At 72.5% G+C, this 15910-nt stretch carries 13 protein-coding genes; 6 read left to right on the forward strand and 7 right to left on the reverse strand.

Features of this window, described 5'->3' with window-relative positions:
* Positions 1-7: 7 nt before the first annotated feature.
* The 3 genes from AMK19_RS21735 to AMK19_RS21745 are packed head-to-tail and all read right to left on the reverse strand — an operon-like array spanning position 8 to position 2558.
* On the reverse strand, positions 8-943 hold the full coding sequence (locus AMK19_RS21735) for an ABC transporter substrate-binding protein (protein WP_073814296.1): 936 nt from the start codon (positions 941-943) through the stop codon (positions 8-10).
* Positions 940-1446, reverse strand: a complete 507-nt coding sequence (locus AMK19_RS21740) for a GNAT family N-acetyltransferase (RefSeq protein ID WP_073814298.1) — start codon at positions 1444-1446, stop codon at positions 940-942. Before AMK19_RS21740 ends, AMK19_RS21735 begins: the two co-directional genes overlap by 4 nt.
* Positions 1443-2558, reverse strand: coding sequence for an LLM class flavin-dependent oxidoreductase (locus AMK19_RS21745; protein WP_073814300.1), 1116 nt, complete (start codon positions 2556-2558; stop codon positions 1443-1445). The genes AMK19_RS21740 and AMK19_RS21745 overlap by 4 nt, the downstream gene beginning before the upstream one ends.
* A gap of 575 nt (positions 2559-3133) precedes the next feature.
* On the opposite strand from AMK19_RS21745, the gene AMK19_RS21750 reads away from it, so the two are divergent.
* The 3 genes from AMK19_RS21750 to AMK19_RS21760 all read left to right on the forward strand — a co-directional run bounded on the left by AMK19_RS21750 (position 3134) and on the right by AMK19_RS21760 (position 8315).
* A complete protein-coding gene (locus tag AMK19_RS21750) occupies positions 3134-4075 on the forward strand; it encodes an amino acid ABC transporter permease (protein WP_073814302.1) in 942 nt (313 codons plus the stop codon).
* Positions 4076-4080: 5 nt separating this feature from the next.
* The gene (locus AMK19_RS21755; RefSeq protein ID WP_198953404.1) at positions 4081-5967 is read left to right on the forward strand and encodes an FAD/NAD(P)-binding protein; all 1887 of its coding nucleotides are present in this window, start codon (positions 4081-4083) and stop codon (positions 5965-5967) included.
* A gap of 71 nt (positions 5968-6038) precedes the next feature.
* The gene (locus AMK19_RS21760; protein WP_073814305.1) at positions 6039-8315 is read left to right on the forward strand and encodes an FdhF/YdeP family oxidoreductase; all 2277 of its coding nucleotides are present in this window, start codon (positions 6039-6041) and stop codon (positions 8313-8315) included.
* Between the two features lie 66 nt (positions 8316-8381).
* Here the strand turns inward: AMK19_RS21760 and AMK19_RS21765 are convergent, their stop codons facing one another.
* Positions 8382-9803, reverse strand: coding sequence for a C40 family peptidase (locus tag AMK19_RS21765; protein ID WP_073814307.1), 1422 nt, complete (start codon positions 9801-9803; stop codon positions 8382-8384).
* A gap of 288 nt (positions 9804-10091) precedes the next feature.
* Here AMK19_RS21765 and AMK19_RS21770 point away from each other — a divergent pair, with 288 nt between their 5' ends.
* The gene (locus tag AMK19_RS21770; protein ID WP_073814309.1) at positions 10092-11252 is read left to right on the forward strand and encodes an inorganic phosphate transporter; all 1161 of its coding nucleotides are present in this window, start codon (positions 10092-10094) and stop codon (positions 11250-11252) included.
* Positions 11253-11266: 14 nt separating this feature from the next.
* Positions 11267-11494 carry a hypothetical protein gene (locus AMK19_RS21775; protein ID WP_073814311.1) on the forward strand — a complete coding sequence of 76 codons (228 nt, stop codon included), beginning with the start codon at positions 11267-11269 and terminating at the stop codon, positions 11492-11494.
* Positions 11495-12024: 530 nt separating this feature from the next.
* Here the strand turns inward: AMK19_RS21775 and AMK19_RS21780 are convergent.
* A complete protein-coding gene (locus AMK19_RS21780) occupies positions 12025-13596 on the reverse strand; it encodes an MDR family MFS transporter (protein ID WP_083647169.1) in 1572 nt (523 codons plus the stop codon).
* Positions 13597-13701: 105 nt separating this feature from the next.
* Positions 13702-14166, reverse strand: coding sequence for a MarR family winged helix-turn-helix transcriptional regulator (locus tag AMK19_RS38150; RefSeq protein WP_073814315.1), 465 nt, complete (start codon positions 14164-14166; stop codon positions 13702-13704).
* Between the two features lie 107 nt (positions 14167-14273).
* Between AMK19_RS38150 and AMK19_RS21790 the strand changes: the two genes are divergently transcribed.
* On the forward strand, positions 14274-15308 hold the full coding sequence (locus AMK19_RS21790) for an ABC transporter permease (RefSeq protein ID WP_073814317.1): 1035 nt from the start codon (positions 14274-14276) through the stop codon (positions 15306-15308).
* Between the two features lie 25 nt (positions 15309-15333).
* Here the strand turns inward: AMK19_RS21790 and AMK19_RS21795 are convergent, their stop codons facing one another.
* Complete coding sequence (locus AMK19_RS21795) at positions 15334-15858, reverse strand: GtrA family protein (RefSeq protein WP_073814319.1); 525 nt, start codon at positions 15856-15858, stop codon at positions 15334-15336.
* Positions 15859-15910: the final 52 nt, after the last annotated feature.

Here is a 15910-nt window from a genome sequence, read left to right on the forward strand (position 1 = left end):
TCCGGGGTCAGGAGTGCTCGGGCGGGTTGATCCGGGATTCGGTGATCGCCGAGTCGGTGGTGCCCCACTTGGCGAGGATCTTCTGGTAACTGCCGTCCTGGATGAGGCGGTTGACGGCGGCCTGGAAGGCGGGGGTGAGCGGCGAGCCCTTCTTGAACGCGAAGCCGACGTCGAGGCGGTGGTACTCGCCGAGGAAGCGCACGTTCGCACCGGGCTGGGCGGCCTGGTAGCGCAGGCCGTTGATGGTGGACATCACCACGTCGAGCCGGCCCTGCTGGAGGCCGGTGACGGTGGCGCCGCTCTCGGCGAACGCCTTCACCTCGTAGGGCTTCCGGCCGGCCTGCGGGCAGACGTCCTTCTTGGCGTTCAGGGTGGCCTCGAAGGTGGTGCCCGCGCCGGTGCCGACGGTCAGTCCGCACAGCTGGGTCAGGTCGGTGACGTCGGTCAGCGCGGTGTTGTCGGCGCGCACCGCGAAGCCCTGGCCGTCGTCGATGTAGGTGACGAAGTCGACGGTCTTCAGCCGGGCCTCGGTGACGCCGAAGTTGCCGGTGCCGACGTCGTACTTGCCGCTGCCGAGCGCGGGCAGGATGGTCTCGAACGCGGCGTCCTCGCGCTGCACCGTCAGCCCGAGCACCTTGGCGACGCCGTCGACGATGTCCACGTCCAGGCCGACCGGGCGGTGCTGGGAGGAGTCGGGGTAGTAGGCGCCGGGCGGGGTGCCGATCGAGCCGCCGAGCTTGAGGGTGCCGGCGGCGCGCACCTCGGCGGGCAGCAGGGCGGCCGCCGCGTCGTCCTTCCGCACCTGGCCCAGCGCGTCCTGGCTCGGCTGCACGCCGACCGGCGCGGCCGCCGGACCGGCCGTCGGGTCGGAGCCGCAGCCGGACAGCAGCAGGACGGCCGCCACGGCGGGTGCGAACGGGAGTCGGCGGTGGAAGCGTCTCATCGGAGCGGGGCCTTTCCGGCCGCCGCGGCGGCGGCCAGGTCTTTCTCGAACGGCAGCGGGCGGGATTCCTCCGGCTGCTCGGTGACGTCGAACAGGGGCGTGTAGCCGGCCGCCAGGTAGAGGCCCTTGGCCTCGGGCTGGCGCCAGCCGGTGGTGAGGAAGATCCGCCGGTAGCCGGCCTCCCGGGCGGCGGACTCCAGTGCGGCGAGGACCCGGCGGGCGTGGCCCTGGCGGCGGTGCTCGGCGCCGGTCCACATCCGCTTCAGCTCGGCGGTCCGCGCGTCGTAGCGCCGGTAGGCGCCGCCCGCGACGGGTTCGCCGTCGCGGAGCAGCAGCAGGAGCAGGCCGTGCGGCGGGACGAACTCCTCGGCGGGGTGGCGGGCCATCTCCTCGTGGCCGCCCGGGCCGTAGCGGGTGACGTACTCGTGGGTGAGTTCGCGGATCAGCGGTTCGGTGCGGGGATCGCCGAGGACGGCCCGTTCGACGGTCAGCGTGCTGCTCACGCGGGGACCGCCCCGGCCTTGGCGGCGTCGCGCTTGGCGACCTCCTCGCGCACCAGCGGGATGACGTACCGGCCGAAGTCGATGGCGTCGTCGATGTGGTCGTAGCCGCGGGCGGAGAGGATCTCCACGCCGAGGTCGTAGTAGTCCAGCAGTGCCTGGGCGACGGTCTCGGGGGTGCCGACCAGCGCGTTGGAGTTGCCCGCGCCGCCGGTCGCGGCGGCGGTCGGCGTCCACAGGGCGCGGTCGTAGCGCTCGCCGGCCTCGGCGATCTCCAGCAGCCGCTGCGAGCCGGCGTTCTCGGGCTGCCGGTCGGCGGCCTGGCGGCGGCGCACCAGGTCGCTGCTCTCCCGCCGGGCCCTGATCGTGCCGACCGTGCGGTGCGCCTTCTCCCAGGCGAGTTCCTCGGTGGGCGCGATGATCGGCCGGAACGCGGCCTGGATGCGCGGGACGTCGGTGCGCCCGGCGGCCTTCGCGGCGGCCTCGACCAGCTCGATCTGCTCGGCGGTGCGGGCCAGCGGCTCGCCCCACAGGCAGTAGATGTCGGCCTCGGCGCCGCCGGCCGCGAAGGCGGCGGGCGAGGAGCCGCCGAAGGAGACGTTCGGGCGGGGCAGCTGGACCGGGAAGACGTCCGCGACGAAGTCGTTGAAGCGGTAGAACTCGCCGTCGTGGTCGAAGGGTTCGCGACTGGTCCAGGCCTGCTTGACGATCCGGATGTACTCCCGGGTGCGGTCGTAGCGGCGGTCCTTGGGCAGGAAGTCGCCCTCGCGCTGCTGCTCGTGGTCGTTGCCGCCGGTGATGAAGTGCACGGTGAGCCGGCCGTCGCTGATCCGGTCCAGGGTGGCGAAGGTCTTGGCGGCGAAGGTCGGGTAGGAGACGTTCGGGCGGTGCGCCAGCAGGATCTGCAGGGTGTCGAGCTTGGCGGCGAGGTACGCGGCGGAGGCGGCGGGCTCCGGGGAGCCGGCGCCGTAGGCGAACAGCACCCGGTCCCAGCCGTGGTCCTCGTGGGCGCGGGCCAGCCGCAGCGTGTAGTCGCGGTCGAAGGCGTGGGTGGTGCGGGCGGTGGTCTCCGAACCGTCGCCGGTGGCGGCGATTCCGAGAAACTCGACGGGCATGGCGGGCCTCTTCGGGTCGGCGCGGTTCCGCGTCCGGGCATGCCGGGGGGACGCCTCGGCGGGCGGGACGGGAACGGCGGGAACTCAGCGGGAATCAGGTCGGCGCGTGACGGGGCGCCGGGGGGCTCGGAGCGAGCGGGAACGCGAAAAGGGCGGCAGCGTACGCCTGTTGGACCGTCCGGACGGACGGCTTCCCGGCCCGCGACGGGGCGACCGAGGGAGGACTCCCGGAGGAGAGGAAAGGGCCGGTCAGGCGGCCCGCTGCCGGGTCAGCCGCAACACGCGGCGGACCACACCCGACAGAAGTCGATGTGTCCGCGCGTCACCAGGTCGGGCTGCTCGGCAGTCATGTCGAACAGTTGAGCAGTGGCCCCGATGATCCGTCAACCATCGTTCACGGGGCGAAACCTGGCTGCTCTTGACAGTGCCGCGCGGCCCGCCCGTACCATCGGAGCGGAGCGAGTACTGCCCGGGCCCGGCCGCGAACCGCCGCCGAGCCCAGCCGCGTTGAGGGACGCGGCGCGCGTGAGTGACGGCATGCGGCCACCGCCTGCCCCGCCGCCCCTGGAGCCCTCATGGCCTCGCCCACCGCCCCACCCCTCCCCCGGGTCTCCCCGGCACCGCCCGACCACCCGCTGCTGATCGCACCCCGCCGTCGCCCCTGGCGGTACGTCTCCGGCGGCCTGGCGCTGCTCGCCACCGGGCTGCTGCTGCGCTCACTGGCCGGCAACCCGGCCTTCGAGTGGCCGGTGGTGGGCGCCTACCTGACCTCCACCGCGATCCTGCGCGGCCTGTGGCTGACGCTCTGGCTGACCGCCGTCGTGATGGCGGCCGGATTCGCCCTCGGCACCGGCCTGGCGGTGGCCCGACTGTCCGGCAACCCGGTGCTGCGGAGCCTGAGTTGGGGATTCGTCTGGATCTTCCGGGCCACCCCGCTGCTGGTCCAGCTGCTGTTCTGGTTCAACATCGGCGCGCTGTACCCGAGGCTCGCACTGAGCGTCCCGTTCGCCGGCGAGCTGTTCTCGCTGCGGACGGTCGACCTGCTCGGCCCGGTGCTCACCGCCGTGATCGGGCTGACCCTGCACGAGGCCGCGTTCGCCGCCGAGGTGGTGCGCTCCGGCGTCCTCTCGGTCGACCAGGGCCAGCTGGAGGCGGCCGCCTCGCTCGGCCTCGGACGCGGCCGGGTGCTGCGCCGGATCGTGCTGCCGCAGGCGATGCGGGCGATCCTGCCGCCCGCCGGGAACATGCTGATCGGCACCCTCAAGGGCACCTCGGTGATCTCCGTCCTGGCCGTCCACGACCTGCTGTTCTCCGCCCAGTTGATCTACAACCGGACGTACCAGGTGATCCCGCTGCTGATGGTCGCGACGCTCTGGTACGTGGGTGTGACCAGCCTGCTCTCGATCGGCCAGTACTACCTGGAGCGGCACTTCGCCCGCGGCTCCACCCGCGCCGAGCTGCCGCCCACCCCGTGGCAGCGGGCCCGGGCGGCGCTGCGCCGGGCCGGCGGGCGGTGAGCCGGGTGCCCGTCCTGGTCGTCGTCGGCGCCGGTCCGCGCGGCACCGGCCTGCTGGAGCGGATCGCCGCCAACGCGCCCGAACTGCTCGCCCCCGGCGTCGAGTTGGACGTCCACCTGGTCGATCCGCACCCGCCCGGCGGCGGCCGGATCTGGCGGTACGCGCAGTCGCCGCTGCTGCGGATGAACTCGATGGCCGAGGACGTCACCATGTTCACCGACGAGCGCTCCACCGTGCTGGGCCCGGTCCGCCCCGGCCCGTCGCTCGCCGAGTGGGCCGCCGAGCCGGCCGCGCACCCGCCGTACCGGCCGGTCGAGGACCCGGACGTCGCCGACGAACTGCGCACCCTCGCGCCCACCGACTTCCCCACCCGGCGCGCCCAGAGCGCCTACCTGGACTGGGTGCTCCGCCGGGCCGCCGCCGAACTCCCGGACACCGTAAGGCTGTTCGTCCACCGCGACACCGCCTGGCGGATCACCGGCGATCCGGACGGCCCGCAGCGCGTCCACCTCTCCGACACCGTGCTGCTCGCCGACCGGGTGGTCCTCGCGCTCGGCCACCTCGACTCCGCGCCCGACCCCGGGACGGCCGCCGCCCGCGCCTTCGCCGCCCGCCACGGCCGCACCTACCTGCCGCCCGCGTTCACCGCCGACGCCGACCTGGACGGCCTCGCCCCCGGCGCACCGGTGATCGTCCGCGGCCTCGGCCTGGCCTTCGTCGACCTGGTCGCGCTGCTCACCGAGGGCCGCGGCGGCCGCTTCGTCCGGCAGCCCTGCGGCGGCCTGCGCTACCTCCCGTCCGGCCGCGAGCCGGTGCTGTACGCGGGCTCCCGGCGCGGCGTCCCGTACCACGCCAAGACCGGCTACCGGCTCCAGGGGCCGCCCCCGCCGCTACCCCGCTACTTCGGGCCGGACACCCGACTCCCGGACGGGCCACTGGAGTTCCGCCGCGACCTGTGGCCGGCGATGGCCAAGGAGATCGGCTTCGGCTACTACCACGAGCTGTTCCACGGCCACCCCGGACGCACCACCCTGCCCTGGGCCGAGTTCCTCGCCGCCTACCACCCGCTCGACTGGTACAGCCCGCAGCGCGAGGCGCTGGTCGCCGCCGCCGTCCCCGACCCGGAGGACCGCCTCGACCTGGAACGGCTCGACCGCCCGCTGGCCGGCCTGCGGGTCGCCGACCCCGCCGAGCTCCAGCAGCACCTGCACGCCCACCTGCGCGCCGACCTGGCCCGCCGCTCCGACCCCCGGCACAGCGCCGACCTGGGCGCCTTCCACGCCCTGCTCTCGCTGTACGGCCAACTCGTCCGGCTGCTGCCCCGGCACCCGCTCACCGCCCGCTCCACCGCCGCCGACCTCGACGGCTGGTGGAACGGCTTCTTCTCCTTCTACGCCTCCGGCCCGCCCGGCTTCCGGCTCGACCAGCTGCTCGCCCTCGCCGACGCCGGGCTGCTCCACTTCCTCGGCCCCGACCTGCACGTGCACCTCGACGAGCGGCACGGAAGCTTCCGCGCCTCCTCCCCCGCACTGCCCGGCCACCACGTCCACGGCACCGCCATGGTCGACGCCTTCCTGCCCCGGCACGCCCTGGAACGCACCGCCGACCCGCTGCTGCGCCGCCTGCTGCACGAGGGCCGGATCGCCGAGGAGCACCTCGGCGACCCGGACGGCCACACCTACCGCTCCGGCCTGATCCGCACCGACGCCGACGCCCGGCTGTTCGACCCCGCCCTCGACGGCCACCCGCACCCGCGCCGCACCGCCCTCGGCGCACCCACCACCACCCGCGCCCCCGCCGCCTTCGCCCGCCCCCGCACGGACGCGCCGACCTTCCGCCAGAACGACGCCGTCGCCCGGCGACTGCTCGCCGAACTGCAGAAGGACGCCTGACCGCCACCCCACGACACCCGCCGCCGCACCGGATACGCTCCAAGCACCCCGAGCCCTCCGGAGAGTCCGCCATGGCCAAGCAGCCCCCGCACCGCGACCCCGCCCAGGACGCGCCGCACGTCGGACCCCCGGCCCACGCCGCCGCCGGCCTGCCCGCGATCGGTCACACCCTGCGGATGGCCGCCGACCAGATGTCGCCGGGCCGGGTGCTGTCCACCCTGCGCAAGGTCAACCAGCCGAACGGCTTCGACTGCCCGGGCTGCGCCTGGCCCGAGCCCGACAAGCCGCACCTGGCGGAGTTCTGCGAGAACGGCGCGAAGGCGGTCGCCGAGGAGGCCACCGAACGCCGAATAACGCCGGAGTTCTTCGCCGCCCACCCGGTCGCCGCACTCGCCGACCGCTCCGGCTACTGGCTCGGCCAGCAGGGCCGCCTGACCACGCCGATGCTGCTCGACGAGGGCGCCACCCACTACACGCCGATCGGCTGGGACGAGGCGTTCGCGCTGATCGCCGCCGAACTGACCGCGCTCGGCTCCCCGGACGAGGCCGCGTTCTACACCTCCGGCCGCACCTCCAACGAGGCCGCCTTCGCCTACCAGCTGTTCGCCCGCCGACTGGGCACCAACAACCTGCCCGACTGCTCCAACATGTGCCACGAGTCCTCGGGCTCGGCGCTCACCGAGACCCTCGGCGTCGGCAAGGGCAGCGTCTCGCTGAAGGACCTCTACCAGGCCGATCTGATCATCGTCGCGGGCCAGAACCCGGGCACCAACCACCCCCGGATGCTCTCCGCGCTGGAGCGCGCCAAGCGGGCCGGCGCGAAGATCGTCAGCGTCAACCCGCTGCCCGAGGCCGGCCTGGAGCGCTTCAAGAACCCGCAGACCCCGCGCGGCCTGGTCGGCGGCGGCACCAAGCTCACCGACCTCTTCCTGCAGATCCGCCTCGGCGGCGACCTCGCGCTGTTCCGGGCGCTGAACCACCTGCTGCTCACCACCCCGGGCGCGGTCGACGAGGCCTTCGTCGCCGAACACTGCGCCGGCTACCCGGAGTTCGCCGCCGAGGCCGCCGACCTCGACCGTCCGGCCACGCTCGCCGCCACCGGCCTGCCCTGGGAGCTGATCGAGGAACTGCACCGCCTGGTGCTCTCCTCGAAGAAGATCATCGTCTGCTGGGCGATGGGCCTGACCCAGCACAAGCACTCGGTGCCGACCATCCGCGAGGTGGTCAACTTCCTGCTGCTGCGCGGCAACGTCGGCCGCCCCGGCGCGGGCGTCTGCCCGGTCCGCGGACACAGCAACGTGCAGGGCGACCGCACCATGGGCATCTTCGAACGCCCCGGCACGGCGTTCCTGGACGCCCTCGGCAAGGAGTTCGCGTTCGAGCCGCCGCGCGCCCACGGCTACGACACCGTCGACACCATCCGGGCCATGCGCGACGGTCGAGTACGCGTCTTCTTCGCGATGGGCGGCAACTTCGTCTCCGCCAGCCCCGACACCGACGCCACCGAGGCCGCGATGCGCCGCTGCCGGCTGACCGTGCACGTCTCCACCAAGCTGAACCGCTCGCACGTGATCACCGGCGCCCGCGCACTGATCCTGCCCACCCTGGGCCGCACCGACCGGGACGTCAGCACGCTCGGCCCGCAGTTCGTCACCGTCGAGGACTCCATGGGCATGGTGCACTCCTCGCGCGGCGGCCTGCGCCCGCCCGCGCCCGGCCTGCTCTCCGAGGTCGCCATCGTCAGCCGGCTGGCCCGCGCCGCACTCGGTCCGCAGGACCCCACGCCGTGGGAGGACTTCGCCCGCGACTACGACCTGGTCCGGGACCGCATCGCCCGGGTGATCCCCGGCTTCGACGACTTCAACGCCAAGGTCCGCCGCCCCGGCGGCTTCGCCCTGCCGCACGCCCCGCGCGACAGCCGCACCTTCCCCACCGCCACCGGCAAGGCCAACTTCACCGTCAACCCGCTCACCGCCCCCGACGTCCCGCCGGGCCGCCTGCTGCTCCAGACGCTGCGCTCGCACGACCAGTACAACACCACGATCTACGGCCTGGACGACCGCTACCGGGGCATCACCGGCGGCCGCCGCGTGGTCCTGGTCAACCCCGCCGACGCGACCGAACTCGGCCTCGCCGACGGGCAGTTCGTCGACCTGGTGAGCGAGTGGACGGACGCCGTGGAGCGCCGCGCCCCGCACTTCCGGGTGGTGCACTACCCGGTGGCGCGCGGCGGCGCGGCCGCCTACTACCCCGAGACCAACGTGCTGGTGCCGCTGGACTCCACGGCGGACGTCAGCAACACCCCGACTTCCAAGGCCGTGGTGGTCCGCCTGGAGCCGACCGCCTGAACGACGGAACGGACGACGGTCGTCGACCGTCGTCCGTTCCGTCGTTCCCAAACCTGCCGGTGAGGCCTACTCGGAGCTCTTGGCGCTCGCCGACGCCGACCCGGACACCGAGGCCGAGGCCGAGCCGCTCGGCGTACCGGAGGCCGAGCCGCTGGGCGTCCCGCTGGGGTCGGTGCTCGGCGAGCCGCTGCCGCCGGGCTGCGACGGAACGGGCTTGTCGGGCTTCGGGGCCGGCGAGCCGGCACCGCCGGGCGCCGGCGTGCTCGGGGCCGGCGAGGGCGGCAGGTTGGACGGCTTGGTGGGCTGGATCTTCGACCCGCCGACCTTCACGTCCGGCACCTTCCACTCGCCGCCCGCGTCGTCCGCGTTGTCCTCCGGGTCGGGCCGGACGGCGCCCAGGATCGGCATCGCGCCGACCTGCGAGATCTTCACCACGTCACCGGTACGCGGAGCCTGCACGACCAGCCCGCCGCCGATGTACATCCCGATGTGGGTGGCGCCGCCGTAGTAGACCACCAGGTCACCGGGGCGCATCTGGTTCAGCGGCACGTGCTTGAGCTGCGCCCACTGCTCCTGGCTGGTGCGCGGAATGGCCTTGCCGGCGTGCAGCCAGGCCTGCGAGGTGAGGCCGGAGCAGTCGAACACGTCCGGCCCGGCGCCGCCCCACACGTAGTCCTTGCCGAGCTGCTTCAGCGCCCAGGTCACCGCCTTGCGGCCCATCGCGGACGGCGTGCGCTCGCCCTTGCCGAGCGCGCCGGAGGCCAGGAAGGCCAGCTGCGCCTCGTTGGCCTGCTGCCGCTCCAGTTCCTCCAGCTCGCTGCGCTGGGCGCCGGTGAGCGAACCGACCAGGGTCTCCACGTCGGCCAGCTTCTTGGCCACGTCGTTCTTCTGCTGCTCCTGCTGGGTGGCCAGCGCCTGCGCGTCGGCCAGCGCCTGCTGGGCGGACAGCTGCGCGGCGGTCAGGGTGTCCCGGTCGGCCTTCAGCCGCTCCAGGAACGCCTTCTGCGAGCGCCCGGCGGAGTCGAGCAGTTCGGCGATCACCACCGCCTCGTACGGGTCCTTGGCGAGCAGCAGCTCGGCGTACCCGGATATCTGGCTGTTGCGGTACTGCGCACCCGCCAGCTGCGCGGCCAGGTCGTTGCCGGTGTCCACGGCCTCCTGCTGCCGCGTCACCCGGAGGTTCAGGTCCTGGACGGTGGCCTGCTGCTCGGTGAGCCGGGCGGCGGTGCCGTTGTACTGCTCGGTGGCGGCCTCGGCCTCCTGGTACAGGGTGTGCAGCTGCTCCAGCAGCGGGCCCAGGGTGGCCTTGGCCTCGGCCAGCGGGTCGCCCGCGGGGGCGGAGCTCGGCGTGTTCGGGCTGGGCGCGGCGTACGCGGCGGAGGCGAACGGCAGGGCCAGTGCGGCGACGGCGATCACCGCCCCGCAGCGCAGCGCGGCACGTACCCACGGCCGCAGTCCGGTCGATTCCGCGCGCTGCCCTGCCCCCATCGGCCGGCCCTCCCCTGGTTCTCCGTCGGCGATCGGACCGATCCTGCCATGCGGAGGGGGGTTCCCGGCAGATGCCCTGGGGGGCGTGAAGTGAATTCTCACCTTCGCCGAAGTGTGACAACCCTCTCATCGGCTGCCGTGATCTCCACGGAAATCAGACGACACGGCAACTCCCGCGCCACTAACGGAACCACGACTCCGCGCCGAGTTAACCTCCCGTTCACCAAGGCTTCCTACGGTCGCGACGGACAGCAACGTCAGTCCGACCACTTCGACGATTGTTTGGGTATGGAACACATCACGTTCCTGGTGGCCGTTGTGATCATCACGGCGCTCGCCTTCGACTTCACGAACGGCTTCCACGACACCGCCAACGCGATGGCCACCTCCATCGCCACCGGCGCCCTCAAGCCCAAGGTCGCGGTCGCCATCGCCGCGGTGCTGAACTTCGCCGGTGCCTTCCTCTCCGTGAAGGTCGCCACCACCATCTCGGGCGGCATCGTCAACGAGAAGGCCGGACTGCAACCCTCGATCATCTTCGCCGCCCTGGTCGGCGCGATCCTGTGGAACCTGCTGACCTGGCTGAAGGGTCTGCCCTCGTCCTCCTCGCACGCCCTGTACGGCGGCCTGATCGGCGCGACCGTGGTCGGCGCGGGCATCGGCGGGGTCAACTTCACCACCGTGGTCTCCAAGATCCTGATCCCGGCGGTGGCCTCCCCGATCATCGCGGGCGTGGCGTCCTGGGGCGCCACCAAGATCGCCTACCTGATCACCGGCGGCACCCCGAAGAAGAGCACCGAGAAGGGCTTCCGTCGAGGCCAGATCTTCTCCTCCTCGCTGATCTCGCTGGCGCACGGCACCAACGACGCGCAGAAGACCATGGGCATCATCACGCTGACCCTGATCTCGGCCGGTCAGCTGCACAAGGGCGACGGCCCGCCGACCTGGGTGATCGTCAGCGCCGGGATGGCGATCGCGCTGGGTACCTACATGGGCGGCTGGCGGATCATCCGCTCGATGGGCTCCGGTCTGGCCGACATCCGGCCGCCGCAGGGCTTCGCCTCGGAGACCGCCGCCGCGACCGTCATCCTGACCTCCTCGCACATGGGCTACGGCCTGTCCACCACCCAGGTCTGCTCCGGCGGCATCATGGGCGCGGGCCTGGGCGGCCCGTCGGGCAAGCTGCGCTGGGGCATGGTCCGCCGCATGGCCTACACCTGGGGCCTGACTCTGCCGGCCGCCGCCGCGGTGTCCGGCCTGGCCGCCCTGATCGCCGACCAGGGCGACTGGGGCGTGGCCGTGGTCGGCGTGGCGCTGGTGCTCGGCGCCGGCTCGATGTGGCTGATCTCCCGGCGCCAGCCGGTGCACGCCGACAACGTGAACGACAGCGAGACGGTGGACCTGCCGGTCACCGGCGGCCCCACCGGCCAGACCACCATCGCGGCCTGAGAGGACTCCGAACCATGCACATCAAGTGGGCCGCTCTGGCCGAGACCGCGGGCGTCAGCCTGGCCATCACCCTCGCCGTCGTCACCGTCTTCGCGCTGGGCAACCTGGCGCTGTCCCGCCGGGAGGCCGCCGTCGAGGCCGGCACCGGCAAGGGCACCCCGGCACTGGTCGCCGCAGGCCTGTGCTTCGCCGCCTGCGCGGCGGCGGTGGCGTACGGCATCTCACTGATCGCCGCCAAGTAACGCACCTCCGAGCCACCAGACACGACGAAGGGCCCCGCCACCCCGGCAGGGCCCTTCCCGCACGCCGGCAGCCCCACGCAGCCGTCAGCGACAGCGCAACACCGATCGCCACCGCACGCCCCACTCGGCAACGCCCCTGCCGCTCGCCACCGCCATCGGCAGCGCCACCCGGCAGGACCCCTTCTCGCACGCCGGCAGCCCCGCGTCGGCGCAGCCGTCAGCGACAGCGCGACGCCGATCGCCACCGCACGCCCCACTCGGCAACGCCCCTGCCGGCTACAGCCCTCGACCCCGGCGCCCCGCCCCGCCACCCGGCAGGGCCCTTCCCGCACGTCGGCAGCCCCGCGTCTGCGCAGCCGTCAGCGACAGCGCAACACCGATCGCCACCGCACGGCCCACTCGGCAACGCCCCTGCCGGCTACAGCCCTCGACCCCGGCGCCCCGCCCCGCCGTTCGCCGAGGTCCCAATGCGACGAAGGGCCCCCGCCGTCCATCCCGCCGGGGGCCCTTCTCGCATGTCGACAGGCAGGTCAGTCGGCGACCAGTTCCACCGGCTTGGCCGGAGCCGGGGTCTCGTCCGCGCCGGTGCGCAGCGGCACCTCGCGGATGAACAGCACCAGCAGGAAGCCGACCGCGGCGAACGGAGCGGCGACCAGGAAGACGGTGCCGACGCCGTGCCCGAACGCGTCGGTGATCAGCGGGACGATCGGTGCGGGCAGCTTGTGCAGGTCGGGGATGCCGTCGCCGCCGCCCAGCGGGGCGGGGATGCCGGCCTTGGCGAAGTTCTCCGCCGTGTAGGAGGCGACCTTGTGGCCGAGCAGCGCGCCGAGCGCGGAGACGCCCATCGCACCGCCCATGGTGCGGAAGAAGGTGACCACCGAGCTGGCCGCGCCGAGCTCGTTGCGCGGGACGGTGTTCTGCACCGCGAGCACCAGGTTCTGGCTGGTCAGGCCGAGGCCGATGCCGGCGATCAGCATGTAGAGCGAGAGCAGCGCGTACGAGGTGTCGGCCCGGGAGGTGCCCATCAGGCCGAGGCCGACGGCCAGCATGACGGTGCCGCCGACCAGGTAGCCCTTCCACTTGCCGTACTTGGTGATGAGCTTGCCGGCCACGGTCGAGGAGACCGCGAGGCCGAGGATCATCGGCAGGGTGAGCAGGCCGGCCTGGGTGGGGGTCTTCTCCTTGGCGAGCTGGAAGTACTGGCCGAGGAAGGTGGTGGTGCCGTACATGCCGACGCCGACGAACGCGGAGGCCACCGAGGCGAGCGCGACGGTGCGGTGCCGGAACAGGCCGAGCGGGATCAGCGGTTCGGCGGCGCGCTTCTCGACGGCGACGAACAGCCCGGCCAGCGCCAGGCCGCCGATCACCATCACCGCGGTCTGCCAGGACAGCCAGTCGTAGTTCTTGCCGGCCAGCGAGATCCAGATCATCAGCAGGCTGACGGCGGCGGTGATCAGCACCGCGCCCAGGTAGTCGATCTTCGGCTTGCGGCTGGGGTGCTCGGGGAGCTTGAGGGTGCGCTGCAGTACGAAGATGGCGAGCAGGGCGAACGGGACGCCGACGTAGAAGCACCAGCGCCAGCCGAGCCAGGAGGTGTCCACGATGACGCCGCCGATCAGCGGGCCGCCGATGGTGGCGAGCGCGAAGACCGCGCCGAAGTAGCCGCTGTAGCGACCGCGCTCGCGCGGCGGGACCATCGCAGCCAGGCAGATCTGGCCGAGCGCGATCACACCGCCGGCGCCGATGCCCTGCAGCACGCGGCAGAAGATCAGCATGCCGATGCTCTGCGAGAGGCCGGCCAGCGCCGACGAGAGCACATAGATCACCATGGCGATCTGGACCAGCAGCTTCTTGCTGACCAGGTCGGAGAGCTTGCCCCAGAGCGGGGTGGCGGCGGTGATCGACAGCAGGGCGGCGGTGACCACCCAGGTGTAGGCGGACTCGCCGCCGTGCAGATCGTTGAGGATCCGCGGCAGCGCGTTGGAGACGACCGTGGAGGACAGCACGGCCACGAACAGGCCGAGGAGCAGGCCCGAGAGGGCTTCGAGCACTTGACGGTGCGACATCTGGGCTTGCGGGGCGGTCGGGTGGGTCGTCGACATGCGCTTCCTTCGACTGAAAATTCGTTGCCTCAAGCAACTATACGCAGATAGTTGACTAGGGCAACTTTCTTCAAGCCCAGGTAAAGGAACCGTCGAAATCCCTGGTCAGACCCCTTCGGTCAGCTCGTTGAAGCGCTCCAGCAGCCGCGCGAAGTGTTCGAGCTCACCCAGCTCCCACCCCGCCAGCGAGGCCCGGAACCGCGCCATCCGCGCCACCCGGGCCGCCGCGAACCGCCGCTCGCCCTCCTCGGTCAGCGACACCAGCGAGGCCCGCCGGTCCAGCGGGTCGGTCTCCCGGCAGAGCAGCCCGAGCTCCTCGATCGCCCGGATCTGTCGGCTGACGGTGGCCTTGCCCACCCCGAAGTGCAGCCCGATGTCGGTCACCCGGGCCTGCCCGGACTCCCGGATGAAGGAGAGCAGCACGTACGCCCCGGCCTCCAGCTCGGGGTGCACCAGCCGGGAGACCTCGGCCGCCCGCGCCCGGCTGCGCCGGAACAGCGTCGCCACCTCGCGCTCGACCGCGAGAAATGCCAGTTCGGCGGCGTCCGGGTCCGCCACGGGGTCGTTCATGGCGCTCAGTATCGCGCAGGCCGCGCCTCCCTCGGCGCGCAACTGTTTCATGATATGAAGTATCCGTTTTGCGTACTGGCACCGGATTGATAGGGAGATGCCCACCCATGGCAGAGCCTGCGAAGGGCTTCGTCGGCGAGCTCAAGGACGCGGTGACCCCCCGCGCGTTCTTCCTGGTGGTGGCCGTCCTGCTGCTCCAGCTCGGCTTCATCACCTCGTACGTGGGCGCGCTCCACCAGCCGAAGCCGCACGAGCTGTCGATCGCCGTGGTCGCACCGCCCGAGATCGCCCCGAAGCTGACCGCTGCCCTGGAGTCCGTCCCGGACAACGCGGTGCGCGCCTCCGTCGAACCCGACGTGGCCACCGCGCAGGCCCGGATCAAGGACCAGAAGATCTACGCCGCCTGGGTGTTCGACCCGGCCGGCACCCAGGACACCCTGCTGGTCGCCGAGGCCCGCGGCCCGGCCGCGTCCGGTGCCGCCGAGCTGATCGTCACCAAGGTGGCGGCGGCCCAGCACCGCACCGTCGAGGTGCAGGACACCATTCCGCTGGCCTCCGGCGACGGCAAGGGCCTGTCCAGCTTCTACCTGGTGGTCGGCTGGTGCGTCGGCGGCTACCTGGTCGCCTCGATCCTCGGCGTCAGCGCCGGCGCCCGTCCCGCCAACGTCCACCGGGCCGGGCTGCGGCTCGGCACCCTGGCGCTCTACTCGGTCGCGGCGGGCCTCGGCGGCACGCTGATCACCGGGCCGATCCTGAACGCGCTGCCCGGCTCGATCCTGGCGCTGAGCGCCGTCGGAGCGCTGGTGGTGTTCTCGGTCGGCGCGTTCACCATGGCGCTGCAGTGCCTGTTCGACATCATCGGCATCGGCCTGGCCGTGCTGGTGTTCGTGGTGCTGGGCAACCCGAGTGCGGGCGGCGTCTACCCGCCGCCGCTGCTGCCGACGTTCTGGCGGGCCATCGGCGAGTGGATCCCGAACGGTGCCGGCACCTCGGCCACCCGCTCGGTCGCCTACCTGGGCTCCTCCGCGATGGCGATGCCGCTGACGGTGCTGGCGGTCTGGGCCGCCATCGGCGTCGCGGTCACCTTCGTCGCCGCGTCCCGCCGACCGTTCCTCGGCCGCCCCGCCCCGACGGAGGCGTGAGCGGCCGGCACGCGCAGGGCGGGGGTCAGACCCGCTCCGGCTCCCGCCCCTGCTCGTCCGAGATCACCCGGTCCGACAGGTGGGTGAACACGAACCGGTTCATCGCCCAGTAACGGAACACCATCGCCACCAGCGTGCCGACGATCATGCCGCTGACGAAGTCGGCGACCTCCTGGGTGAAGTGGCTGACGTCCGGCTCGCGCAGGTCGAACACGTAGCGCGAGGCAGCCAGCGGAAGGTCGTTCACACCCACCGCGAGGGCGCTGACCACCACGAACAGGATCGCCTCACGCTGCTTGCCGGCGGCCCGGAACGACCACTGCCGGTTCAGCACGTACGACACACCGGTCGCGATCACGGTCGCGACGGTCAGGGCGACGATCGGCTTGGCCTCGAACACGGTCATCTTCAGGGCGAAGTTGATCACCATGGTGAGCAGGAAGCACGTTCCTCCGACCACGAGGAACTTCACCAACTTGCGGTGCTTGACCAGGAACGGACGGAACGACTCCGGCACTGCGGTCAGCGCGCGCTGCGTAGGGGACGGCATGCCGGAAGTCTGCCACGGGCCCGGATCGGCAACCACCGAGGGCCGCGGAGTG

Origin of the sequence: Kitasatospora sp. CB01950, assembly GCF_001905465.1 — a bacterium.
Taxonomy (GTDB): domain Bacteria; phylum Actinomycetota; class Actinomycetes; order Streptomycetales; family Streptomycetaceae; genus Kitasatospora.

Coding starts and splice junctions, on each gene's coding strand:
- AMK19_RS21735 (WP_073814296.1), bottom strand. CDS start 943: ATGAGACGCTTCCACCGCCGACTCCCGTTCGCACCCGCCGTGGCGGCC.
- AMK19_RS21745 (WP_073814300.1), bottom strand. CDS start 2,558: ATGCCCGTCGAGTTTCTCGGAATCGCCGCCACCGGCGACGGTTCGGAG.
- AMK19_RS21750 (WP_073814302.1), top strand. CDS start 3,134: ATGGCCTCGCCCACCGCCCCACCCCTCCCCCGGGTCTCCCCGGCACCG.
- AMK19_RS21760 (WP_073814305.1), top strand. CDS start 6,039: ATGGCCAAGCAGCCCCCGCACCGCGACCCCGCCCAGGACGCGCCGCAC.
- AMK19_RS21765 (WP_073814307.1), bottom strand. CDS start 9,803: ATGGGGGCAGGGCAGCGCGCGGAATCGACCGGACTGCGGCCGTGGGTA.
- AMK19_RS21770 (WP_073814309.1), top strand. CDS start 10,092: ATGGAACACATCACGTTCCTGGTGGCCGTTGTGATCATCACGGCGCTC.
- AMK19_RS21775 (WP_073814311.1), top strand. CDS start 11,267: ATGCACATCAAGTGGGCCGCTCTGGCCGAGACCGCGGGCGTCAGCCTG.
- AMK19_RS21780 (WP_083647169.1), bottom strand. CDS start 13,596: ATGTCGACGACCCACCCGACCGCCCCGCAAGCCCAGATGTCGCACCGT.
- AMK19_RS38150 (WP_073814315.1), bottom strand. CDS start 14,166: ATGAACGACCCCGTGGCGGACCCGGACGCCGCCGAACTGGCATTTCTC.
- AMK19_RS21790 (WP_073814317.1), top strand. CDS start 14,274: ATGGCAGAGCCTGCGAAGGGCTTCGTCGGCGAGCTCAAGGACGCGGTG.
- AMK19_RS21795 (WP_073814319.1), bottom strand. CDS start 15,858: ATGCCGTCCCCTACGCAGCGCGCGCTGACCGCAGTGCCGGAGTCGTTC.